This is a genomic window from Clostridia bacterium, from assembly GCA_017405765.1.
Taxonomy (GTDB): Bacteria; Bacillota; Clostridia; order Oscillospirales; family RGIG577; genus RGIG577.
Window position 1 is genome coordinate 41,502 of the sequence record JAFQZS010000028.1, and the last position, 11,020, is coordinate 52,521.

Here is an 11,020-nt window from a genome sequence, read left to right on the forward strand (position 1 = left end):
GAAGCTGTGCGGCTCTTTTTTATTCTTTCTCCGCCTCAATATAGATATCCTCCGCGTCCCGCTGCGCTTTTATAAGTATATCCCGCGCACGTCCGAAGTTCTGCGCGTCAATTTCTTTTATGGCCTCCTCCGAAGCGTCAAGCAGTATATGATAAAGCGGCCTGTAATCGAACATGATATTCCCTCCCGTTGTGTTCGTCTTTGATTATAGGTCAATTTCACCCTGATTTTAATAGGTCATTTTGCCATAATTGTTTTGGGGTGACAAAATGACGCGCTTAAAGGAGCTTCGCAAACAACGCGGGTATTCACAAGTGAAAATGCAGATGCTAACGGGCATAGACCAAAGCGACTACTCGAAAATCGAAACGGGTAAGCGCAATATGACCTTCGAGCAGTGCCGCCGCATTGCGCTTGCGCTCGATACGAGCATGGATTATTTAGCGGGACTTACGGACGAGGCGAAGCCGTATAAGCGGAAGTGAAAGGCCGGAATCAAAAATGACAACTTAACTTACAGTCTAAGCGGGGGCGCGAATGAAGCCCCCGCTTTCTAAATTTGTTTCCAACACATTCTATTAGTTACATACCTAAAAGTTCTTTTTTCTTTTTGTCAAATTTTTCTTGTGTAATCACTCCGGAATCAAGTAATTGTTTAAATCTTATTATTTCATCAGCGACAGAGATTTGATTAACAATTGTTGGCTTGCCGAAATTGTTCTTAATCTCATTTATACGTTTTCTGACATAATCAACAGCTTCAAAAGCTTTTTCCTCTAATGATCGTTCGAATGTCCAACTGTTTTCACTTCCAAAATTACTGCCAATATGTATTTCGGGAACCTCAAACTGAATATACCATAAAATTAAGTCGGACGGCTTTTTAAACTGAAAAGAATTTATATCGCGGATATATTTCCTTTTCGCCGTTGAATATATCATTTGTCAAAAGAGAACGGAAATTCTTAATATGGGTTAGTGTTATCTTGTCTTCATAAACATTTAATACTTTTTGTGCCCCCTGAGATTTTCATAAACTATTTTATTACCCACGAATAATCAGCTCCTTAAAACAATTTTAACATTCAGTGAATGTCATTCTATGGGGAAGTATATCATATTATTTCAATAATGACAAGCACCGAATGTCAAAGAGGGTGAAAATGATATGTTTATTAACAAATCCCCCGATAATAAAAACAATATTTGCGGTAAAAATGTTGCATTTTATAGAAAAGCTATAAAAATCTCGCAAAGAGAGCTTGCCGACAGATTACAGCTGATAGGTTTGGACATTGATAAAAACGCAATACAAAGAATCGAAGCGGGTAAGCGTTTTGTAACCGACATTGAGCTTATTGCGATCAGCCGGGTATTAAACAAATCATTTGATGAATTGTTGAAAGGGTAAATATTTTGCAAACGTTATAGTATATCGAACCAACGACCCGCACGCCTTGCGGTACCGAAAACGGTTCCGTGTATAAGTTCGACTTGCCAATCAGACTTCGCCTTACGGCTCGTCTTCTTGGAGTCTCACTTATCGAACCAACGACCCGCACGCCTTGCGGTACCCAAAATCGACGGACGCTCCTGAACGTCGCTGTCGATTTTGACCGCTGCGGCGGCTCCTGCTCGCTCCTCCCGCCTTCGAACACCCCAAAAATCATAGATTTTCGGGGACCCCATGGCGGCGCTCGCATCCGCCGCAGTTAACAGCCGTGCGGCTGTTAACCTTGGGCGTGACCGCATCTAATAAAAAAGCCAAAGAAAAACCACGGCGGGTGCTCATAAGAAAGTTTTGAATCAAAATCGATTTGGGCATCTGTCTGAGCGGGTTGGCAAACAAAAACGGATTGTTGTTTTTACAGCAGTCCGTTTTTTGTTGCCATTTTATCAGGTTTATTGACTGACACAGCAGTGATGACACTTCTTGAAGTGTAAAAACGAGACTTCTTGAAGTGTGAAAAATAAACTTCTTGAAGTGTGAAAATCACACTCAATTAAGACTAATAGTATTATTACTGATATGCGAAAGACTTATCTTTCCTTCCTTCCGGAAAGCGAACCGAAGAAAACCGCATAAGTATAAAACATACCTTTCTGCGATTCTGAAACCAGCGATTCAAGCCCATAATGTATCCATTGAATTATTCACAGAAATGTGATATATTATCTTCATTAGGTCGAGATAAGGAGGTTGGTGATATGGCCGTTAGTTATAAACCATTGATGCATATGATGATCGAACGTGATATTTCCAATGCTGAGCTTATGCGACGTGCGAAAATATCCGCAAACATTATTACGAAGATTAAGAGCGGGCAATACATTGCCCTGGATAAGGTAGAGAGCATTTGCTTTGCAATGGACTGCTCTCCTAATGATATGATGAAATTTATACCCGAAAACCCGGAAGGAGAAGATAAAGATGATTAACATACGCAAATTGGAGGCGGAGCTGTGGGAATCCGCCGATCTCCTGAGAGCCGGGTCCAAGCTGACCTCGAATCAATACTGTATGCCCGTGCTGGGACTTATCTTCCTACGCTATGCGTACAGCCGATTCAAAAAGGTAGAGGCGGAAATTCTGAAGGACCGTCCATCTCGCGGCGGTCGGGTGCTGCCCGTTGAGGCCAGTGACTTTTCCGCAAAGAGCGCTCTGTTTCTTCCGAAAGAAGCACAGTACGAATATCTCGTCAATCTGCCGGAGAACATCGCCTCCGCCGGTCTTGTCAACAAAGACGGTAATCCGATGAACAGCCTCGGTGAAGTGGTCAACAATGCCATGCGGCTCATCGAGGTGCAGAGCGAGCAGCTCACTGGTGTCCTGCCGAAAAGCTATACGGACTTCTCCGATGAGCTTCTCGCAGAGCTTCTCCGTATTTTCAATAACAGTGCCCTTGATGACGTCGGCGGCGATATCATAGGCCGCATTTACGAATATTTCCTGAATAAGTTCGCCAAAAACATCGCATCTGATGACGGTGTTTTCTTCACGCCGAAGTCACTGGTAAAAATGATTGTTAATATCATTGAGCCGAAACAGGGTGTTCTTCTCGATTGCGCGTGCGGCAGCGGCGGTATGTTCGTGCAAAGCGGTGATTTTGTGAACGCTGCCGGTATGAACGCCAACAGCACCATGACCTTCTATGGGCAGGAAAAGGTGGAATACAACGCGCAGCTCTGCCTGATGAACATGGCTGTCCACGGTCTCACTGGCGTTATCAAATCCGGTGACGAAGCGAACACTTTCTACCATGACGCGCATAATCTTAACGGCTGTTGCGATTACATCATGGCGAATCCGCCTTTCAACGTCGATAAGGTCAAAGCCGAATCCTGCGAGAGCGCCGGACGGCTTCCGTTCGGTCTGCCTTCCGTGAATAAAAACAAGGAAGTCAGCAACGGCAACTATCTCTGGATTTCCTATTTCTACTCTTATTTGAACGAACATGGCCGCGCCGGTTTTGTTATGGCGTCCTCCGCCACAGACAGTCAGGGCAAGGACAAGGATATCCGGGAAGCGCTGATCCGCACCGGTCACGTTGACGTGATGATCTCCGTCGGCAACAACTTCTTCTATACCAAGTCGCTGCCTTGCTCTCTGTGGTTCTTTGACAAGGCCAAGAGCGAATCCATCCGCGACAAGGTGCTGTTCATCGACGCCCGGAATTACTACACCATTGTTGACCGCACGCTGAATGAGTGGAACGAATGGCAGCTCAAAAATCTTAGCGCTATCGTATGGCTCTATCGAGGCGAAACCGAAAAGTATACTGCGCTACTGCAGGAGTATCACGATTATCTGCACGCAGAAGCCGAAGCTGCCGAAAATGACGATCTTAAAGATGCCGTCTCTCAGGATTCCTTTGCCGATATCGTATCCGCGCTGAAAGAGAAACTCTCCGCTCTCCGCAAGGCCGCGAAAGCCGAAGTGGAGGACGCCGGAAAGCGTGACAAAAAGAGTGTTCAGCAGCAGTACGATGACAGGATCGCTTATATCGAGAATATGCTGACCGTTGCCAAAGAGGCGCACTGGCTTTATGAAAAGTTCGGTGACGGCGTTTATGCCGACGTGCTCGGCCTGTGCAAGCTGGCAAGTATTGAAGAAATTGAAGAAAAAGGCTGGTCCCTCACACCCGGCGCATACGTCGGTGTGGCTCCTGTGGAGGATGACGGTGTGGATTTTGCCGAGCGCATGGCTGAAATCCATCGGGATCTCCTGTCTCTGCAGGCTGAATCCAATGATCTGATGGATACCATCTCGCAGAACATGAAGGAGATGGGAATATGAGATTTTTAGAGTGTGTTGATCTAAATCCTAAAATAACTATGACAAAGGGACATATCTATCCTTTCGTTGAAATGGCTAATGTGAGCACTTGTTATCGTTCTCCGGATAATGTTGAAACGAAGCCATTTGATTCAGGTGTGAAATTTCAAGATGGCGACACGGTGATAGCAAGAATAACACCTTGCCTCCAAAACGGAAAACGTTTTTATTGCCAGAATATTGGAACAGGTTTTGGGTCAACTGAATATCTTGTATTTCGGCCTAAAGATGACTCTGTTGATAATAAGTATCTTTACTACTTCATGATGACTGATTTTGTTAAGCAGAGCATGATAAACTCCATGACCGGTGCAACAGGACGGCAACGCGTAAATAATGATGTATTTAATGATATAGAAGTTTGTTTTCCTGATATTGATATTCAACGAAAAATTGGTGAGATTCTCTCTGCCTACGACAACCTTATCGAAAACAACCAAAAACAAATCAAACTGCTTGAAGAAGCGGCGCAGCGGCTGTATAAGGAGTGGTTTGTCAATCTCCGCTTCCCCGGATATGAGGACACACCGATTGTTGACGGTGTTCCGGAGGGGTGGAAAAAAGTTGGGCTTGCTTCTATTGCCCCTATCGTGACAGGAAAAAAAGACGCTAATTTCGGAGCACCCGATGGTAAGTATCTGTTTTTCACCTGCGCACAAGAGCCGATTAAGGCTCCGTCATATTCCTTTGATTGTGATGCGGTTATCCTTGCCGGTAATGGTGATTTTAACGTGAAATTATACCGAGGGCAGTTTGAGGCATATCAGCGGACATATGTTTTTTCTCCGTATGATAAGAATCATTTGTATCTTCTGTATCACGCTGTCAGAGAAAGTATGCGGCAATTATTCCAAGGTGCCAGCGGCTCAACAATAAAGTTTTTAACAAAACATATGTTAGAGGATATCTTGGTGTATATACCAGAAGATTCGATTCTTCAGGCATACAATTCCAATTGTGAGGCAATTCAGAAGAAAATCGAGCGTTTGAAAGAACAGATTATTTGTTCACAAGAGGCCCGTGATCGTTTGCTTCCAAAGCTGATGAGCGGTGAAATCGAGGTGTGATATGAGGAAGTCTTTTGCACAAGTGTTGAGAGAAGGCAATGTAGATATTCGACAAGAATATAGTAAGTTGTTTTCAATATTACATCAAAAAGCCTTTGATCATAGAACAAAATCATTATATGAAGTTTTTGGAGAGAATTTTGCACATTTCTATTTTCGTGGTACATGCCTTAGCATAGAAGAATTCGATCAAAAATATGGGTTCAAATTCGAAGCCGATCCGGACGATTTCGATATTGATTATCTGGTTTCATTTTGCGAATATCTACAAAATATGCTCTTTGGCCTCCAAGCGGCGGACTTCTCTGGAGGATATGGTGGCTTTGCATCTATGGAAGTGAATATTCCATTTATTCTCGAACAAATCCGACTTGTGATTGAAGCCATTGGATACACATCTGCAAATGATGATGGAAAAACCATCTTCATTGAAAAATCTCCTGCAGCTATTGCTGTATCAGAAAACAATCTGATTCCGACAGAACTATCATACAAAGTGTTGGAATATGATCATTATGCCCTTAAAGGTGACATTGAAAAGAAAAAGCATATTATTCTGCAACTCGCCCAGATACTTGAAGCAAGATCTAACGAATTGCAGAAAATCTCATCTTCTTTGAAAGACGATCTGTTTTTCCTCTTCAATAATTTGAACTTGCGACATAACAATGTTGATCCCTCAAATAAAGGGAAATATAAGCGATTCGTATCTGAACTTAACAAGGGGCAATTGGAGCATTGGTATGATGAAACTTATCAAATGTGTCTTCTTGCATTTATGGAATTAGAGCAGGCAGAACGCAAAAAAGCATTCGATGAATTAAAGAAGCAAATTGTTGAAGGATAGGGGGTGGCGGCATGAGCTACGATTATTCTGAAAACATTCTTGTGCAGGAAAGTGCCGGAAACCTTCTCCGGGACGAACTTGGCTGGGATGTGAAATTTGCATATAACACGGAGGTGCTGGGCGAAAACGGCACTTTCGGCAGGAAGTCGTACAAGGAGATTCTGCTTGTGCGTTATTTCCGTGCTGCCCTGAAAAAGCTCAATCCGTGGATCACTGCCGATCAGATGCTTGAAGCACCGGCTGTTTTGGAGAAGCGTCTTTCCACCTCGTCGCTGCTTCAGATCAACGAAGAGAAATATTTTCTGATCCGCGACGGCATCCCCGTGACGGTCAAGCGCCCAGACGGCAAAACGGAAACGAAAAAAGCCGCTGTGATTGATTTCCTGCACCCGGAGAACAACTACTTCCTTGCAGTCAAAGAACTGAAGATACACGGTGATCTCTACCGCCGCCGCACGGACATCGTCGGCTTTGTAAACGGTCTGCCGCTCCTTTTCGTGGAATTAAAGAAAAACACCGTAGACGTGCAGAACGCCTACGATGACAACTATACCGATTATCAGGATACGATACCGCATCTGTTCTATTACAACGCATTTCTCATGCTCTCCAACGGCACCGAGGCCAAGGTTGGCACGCTGGGCAGCAAATATGAATTTTTCCATGAATGGAAGCGCCTTGATGAAAAAGAACAAGGCAGCGTGGCATTGGAGACCATGCTGCGCGGCATCTGCAAAAAAGAGAATTTCCTCGATCTACTGGAGAACTTCATTCTTTACGACCACTCCGGCGGCAACACGGTGAAAATTCTTGCCCGTAACCACCAGTATCTCGGTGTCAACGAAGCGGTCAAGGCATATGAGGCGAGAAAGCTCAACGACGGCAAGCTGGGCGTGTTCTGGCATACCCAAGGCTCCGGTAAGAGCTATTCCATGGTATTCCTCGCGCAGAAGGTCCGCCGCAAGTTTGCCGGGTCTCCCACCATCGTAGTGCTGACCGACCGCGATGAACTGAACAAGCAGATTAGCGATACCTTTGAAAACTGCGGTCTGCTCGGCAAAACGAAGGCTTCACAGTTTATCGCCACAAGCGGCGGCGACCTTGTTACAAAGCTGAAAGGCAATCCGAGCTTCATATTCACGCTGATACAGAAATTCAACAGACCGGACGAGCAGCCGATTTACCCGGACCACGATATCATCATCATGTCCGATGAAGCGCACCGCAGTCAGTACGGCATCTTTGCCGACAATATGATGAAGCTGCTCCCGACGGCGGCTCGTATCGGCTTTACCGGAACGCCGCTTCTGTCCAGCGACAATATCACAGCCCGTACTTTTGGCGGCTACATTTCCGTGTATGATTTCAAACGCGCCGTGGAGGACGGTGCTACCGTTCCGCTCTATTATGAGAATCGCGGCGAAAAGATACTCGATCTTCACAATCCTGAGATCACCGACCGTATCCTTGACGCTATCGAGAATGCCGATATCGACGTCGACCAACAGGACAAGCTGGAAGCGGAATTTGCAAAAGAAATCCATCTGATGACGGCAGAGCCGCGTCTGAGATCCATCGCAAAGGATTTTGTCGGTCACTATTCCGATCTGTGGACCAGTGGCAAGACAATGTTCGTTTGCCTGAACAAGGTTACCTGCGTCCGTATGTACAACTTCGTTCAGGAATACTGGAAGGAAGAAATCAAAGCCCTGAAAGCGAAGATCAAAATGGCCACACAGCAGGAGGCGCAGGAACTGGAGCGCAAGCTGAAGTGGATGCAAGAAACTGAGATGGCAGTTGTCATCAGTCAGGAGCAGAACGAGATTCAGACCTTCAAAAAATGGGATCTGGATATCAAATATCACCGGGCGAAGATGGAAAAGCGCGAACTGGACAAGGAATTCAAAGATTCGTCCAACCCTCTCCGCGTTGTGTTCGTCTGCGCCATGTGGCTCACCGGCTTTGATGTGAAGTGCCTGTCCTGCCTCTATCTGGACAAGCCTTTGAAAGCGCACACGCTGATGCAGACCATCGCCCGTGCCAACCGTGTAAACGAGGGAAAGAGCAACGGCCTGATCATTGATTATATCGGTATCGTGAAAGCGCTCCGCAAGGCGCTGGCAGATTACACAGCAAACATCAACACACCCGGCGGCGATCCGACTGTTGATAAAGATGAGCTGATTGCCCGTGTTCTCGATACCATCGAAAAAGCAAAGGCTTTCCTACGAGAGCGCGACTTTGAGCTTGCTGATCTGATAGCCGCAGTCGATTTTATGAAACTGTCGCTTCTTCAGACCGCCGCCAATGCCGTGTGCGGCACCATCGAGGATAAAAAGTCATTCTCCACATACGCCACGGAACTGATCCGCCTGATGAAATACACGGACCGTGACGATATTACCGGGCAGACCCGGAAAGAGTATGAAGCCATCGCTGCAATTTATGCGGAATTGCAGAAAAAGCGCCGTCACGTTGATACGACCGATCTGATGGTGGAAATCAATTCCATTATCAGCGAGTATGTTGAAATAGACGATGTGCCGCTTATGGTCAAAGAAGAGCCACGCCGGTTTGATATCAGCGCTATCGACTTTGATTTGCTGCGCCGGGAATTTGCAAAGGTCAAGAAAAAGAACCTTGTAATGAAAGATTTGGAGGAGCTGATTCAGCAGAAGCTGGACCGCCTGCTTTTCAACAATCCCGACCGTATCAATTATTATGAACGGTATCAGCAGATCATTACGGATTATAACAGTGAGCAGGATCGCGCCACCATTGAAAAAACCTTTATGGATCTGATGGATCTGGCCAATAGCCTGGATAAGGAGGAGCAGCGGTATGTCCGCGAGGGCTTCGAGAATGACGAAGAATTGTCCCTCTACGATATGCTTTTCCGGGACGATCTCTCCAAAACGGACATCAAGAAGATCAAGGAAGTTGCCGCAAGCCTTCTGAAGAAGATCAAGGCTAAGATTGCTGAGCTGGATCATTGGACAGACAAACAGGAAACAAAGGCTGCAGTCGATAATCTGATCCGTGATACGCTCTGGGCTGAGCTGCCGGAGTGCTATGATGAGATCAGCATTTCCGAATACCGTCAGCGTATTTACGAATATGTGTACACGCGGTATAGAGTAGCTGCGTAAGAAGAGAATAATTAAATGAGGATTATGTGCTAAGTATGGATTTGAAGGCTTTTTATTTTTCTAATATAGCGAAAGCAGAGTATCATTACAGGTTTTATGACTCAATTAAAAATGTCAATCAAATATTTAATCTGTTTGATGGACCACAAGAAGTGAATGACTACGAGTTTGAAGTCTTTGATGTAGAAGAAGCTATTACCAAATTCAAAGAGTTATGCCAACCGGAAATATCGTATTATGATAACGAAAAGAAATGTTGGTTTTATCTTGTAACTTATTATCTGTATAAAATGGGTTTTGAAATCAGGGAGTTCCCTCGATTGTTGGCACGCCCTCCGATGGAGCCAAGTGAATTCACTTACGGACAGATTAGAAACAGGATTATTGCTGAAGGCAATGATGATCGCGGTACTGTACGTTATGCGACAAGAAGAGTATATATCGCAAATCTTACCTTTGAGCAAAAAACAGATCATATTGAATTGGCAGATGCGATTGAACAAAAGTTTATTGAGATTTCTAATCGGAATGCCTCTTTTGATAATATGAGTACAGATGAAAAACTTGCAGAGATAGCAAATCTTATCGAGAATATGTTAAAAAAGGATGGGAAGTTTGTCACTATAGATTATTCATCGATTTGTTGCGATTTCATTTCAAATGAAACAGTGACAGGCTATCGGAAAAAGATGCAATGCTTCAGACATTCCACGAATGAATCAATTACGGAAAGAAGTACATTCTCAGAAAAACAAAAAAGCTTTCTCGTAGACTATGGTTTAACTATTGTCAAGGCAATTCATTCATTGCAATCTTAAGCGTAAAAAGTTGCAAAACGGATGATATGATAGCGTGAAAACGCGTAGCTCATACGAAGTGCGATTTCTGGGTTTGGGATGTGTTCCCAACGAGCCAGTGCAGAAATTGGCGCAGGTCCGGATCTGTACACTGCTTGCCAGGTACTGATCATCCATCCGGACACTGCTCGCCAATTTGCAAAACCTGTATGTGCAGGCCCTGCTTGCCAAGTACCGAATCATACAGGTATGCATTGCTTGCCAAGTAGTAAATGTGGACGCCAATGCCCTGCTCGCCAAGTAGTGAAAGATTGGCCAAGCAGGACGTTGACGTCTTAAACCGTCAACCGCTTTCAGGTATATTGACAGTGCAAAAACGTATTGGTATATTTATATCGGTCCTGAAAAGGATCTTGGGGGGATCGGGTTCATCCCGATTCGTTGCCGGTTCTCTTCCCGAAAGGGCGTGAGTTCTCGGCTCATATAAAGTATCTGTCGGATAGGATAGATACAGTGAGCTGCATTAGGGCAGCTGCCGGCTGTTTGACTGCCGGGTTACATAGACACATATCGATTTTGGCGGACTCTCCGGGTTCGTCTATCGGTGCGTTTCTATGTGACCCGGCTCTTTTTGTCCGGAGAAATAGAAAAAGGAGAACAGCCAAAAATGAGAGAAACAAGAATTGACGATGCCGGTCACATTACAGTAAAGAATCTTTCGGCATACTGGATTCCCGAGATCAAAGTCGAACGTGAGATCCATGGAACAGTCTACACCGTCACCGGTAGCTTTGAAGGAAATGAGTTTCTGGAAAAGAAGCTTA

The 11,020-nt window shown here is 44.9% G+C and carries 9 protein-coding genes and 1 pseudogene; 8 read left to right on the plus strand and 2 right to left on the minus strand.

Annotated features, from left to right (window positions below):
* Positions 1-19: 19 nt before the first annotated feature.
* A complete protein-coding gene (locus tag IJG50_04795) occupies positions 20-175 on the minus strand; it encodes a hypothetical protein (GenBank protein MBQ3379169.1) in 156 nt (51 codons plus the stop codon).
* A gap of 94 nt (positions 176-269) precedes the next feature.
* Here IJG50_04795 and IJG50_04800 point away from each other — a divergent pair, with 94 nt between their 5' ends.
* Entirely contained in the window at positions 270-485 is a 216-nt protein-coding gene (locus tag IJG50_04800; GenBank protein MBQ3379170.1) for a helix-turn-helix transcriptional regulator, read from the plus strand.
* Between the two features lie 97 nt (positions 486-582).
* Here the strand turns inward: IJG50_04800 and IJG50_04805 are convergent.
* Positions 583-687, minus strand: a pseudogene (locus tag IJG50_04805) (SHOCT domain-containing protein).
* A gap of 481 nt (positions 688-1,168) precedes the next feature.
* Here IJG50_04805 and IJG50_04810 point away from each other — a divergent pair.
* The 7 genes from IJG50_04810 (at position 1,169) to IJG50_04840 (ending at position 10,217) form a co-directional block, all read left to right on the plus strand.
* Positions 1,169-1,411 (plus strand): helix-turn-helix transcriptional regulator, encoded by a 243-nt coding sequence (locus tag IJG50_04810; protein MBQ3379171.1) that lies wholly within the window; start codon positions 1,169-1,171, stop codon positions 1,409-1,411.
* A 797-nt stretch (positions 1,412-2,208) separates the two neighbouring features.
* Positions 2,209-2,439, plus strand: a complete 231-nt coding sequence (locus IJG50_04815; GenBank protein ID MBQ3379172.1) for a helix-turn-helix transcriptional regulator — start codon at positions 2,209-2,211, stop codon at positions 2,437-2,439.
* The gene (locus IJG50_04820) at positions 2,432-4,297 is read left to right on the plus strand and encodes an SAM-dependent DNA methyltransferase (GenBank protein ID MBQ3379173.1); all 1,866 of its coding nucleotides are present in this window, start codon (positions 2,432-2,434) and stop codon (positions 4,295-4,297) included. The genes IJG50_04815 and IJG50_04820 overlap by 8 nt, the downstream gene beginning before the upstream one ends.
* Positions 4,294-5,403, plus strand: a complete 1,110-nt coding sequence (locus IJG50_04825; GenBank protein ID MBQ3379174.1) for a restriction endonuclease subunit S — start codon at positions 4,294-4,296, stop codon at positions 5,401-5,403. The genes IJG50_04820 and IJG50_04825 overlap by 4 nt, the downstream gene beginning before the upstream one ends.
* Before the next feature lies 1 nt (position 5,404).
* A complete protein-coding gene (locus IJG50_04830) occupies positions 5,405-6,250 on the plus strand; it encodes a hypothetical protein (protein ID MBQ3379175.1) in 846 nt (281 codons plus the stop codon).
* An 11-nt stretch (positions 6,251-6,261) separates the two neighbouring features.
* Positions 6,262-9,399, plus strand: a complete 3,138-nt coding sequence (locus IJG50_04835) for a type I restriction endonuclease subunit R (GenBank protein MBQ3379176.1) — start codon at positions 6,262-6,264, stop codon at positions 9,397-9,399.
* A 35-nt stretch (positions 9,400-9,434) separates the two neighbouring features.
* On the plus strand, positions 9,435-10,217 hold the full coding sequence (locus tag IJG50_04840; GenBank protein MBQ3379177.1) for a hypothetical protein: 783 nt from the start codon (positions 9,435-9,437) through the stop codon (positions 10,215-10,217).
* Positions 10,218-11,020: the final 803 nt, after the last annotated feature.

Excerpts from the sequence above, each read along its gene's own strand:
- IJG50_04795 (MBQ3379169.1), bottom strand. The coding sequence starts at position 175 with ATGTTCGATTACAGGCCGCTTTATCATATACTGCTTGACGCTTCGGAG.
- IJG50_04800 (MBQ3379170.1), top strand. The coding sequence starts at position 270 with ATGACGCGCTTAAAGGAGCTTCGCAAACAACGCGGGTATTCACAAGTG.
- IJG50_04810 (MBQ3379171.1), top strand. The coding sequence starts at position 1,169 with ATGTTTATTAACAAATCCCCCGATAATAAAAACAATATTTGCGGTAAA.
- IJG50_04815 (MBQ3379172.1), top strand. The coding sequence starts at position 2,209 with ATGGCCGTTAGTTATAAACCATTGATGCATATGATGATCGAACGTGAT.
- IJG50_04820 (MBQ3379173.1), top strand. The coding sequence starts at position 2,432 with ATGATTAACATACGCAAATTGGAGGCGGAGCTGTGGGAATCCGCCGAT.
- IJG50_04825 (MBQ3379174.1), top strand. The coding sequence starts at position 4,294 with ATGAGATTTTTAGAGTGTGTTGATCTAAATCCTAAAATAACTATGACA.
- IJG50_04830 (MBQ3379175.1), top strand. The coding sequence starts at position 5,405 with ATGAGGAAGTCTTTTGCACAAGTGTTGAGAGAAGGCAATGTAGATATT.
- IJG50_04835 (MBQ3379176.1), top strand. The coding sequence starts at position 6,262 with ATGAGCTACGATTATTCTGAAAACATTCTTGTGCAGGAAAGTGCCGGA.
- IJG50_04840 (MBQ3379177.1), top strand. The coding sequence starts at position 9,435 with ATGGATTTGAAGGCTTTTTATTTTTCTAATATAGCGAAAGCAGAGTAT.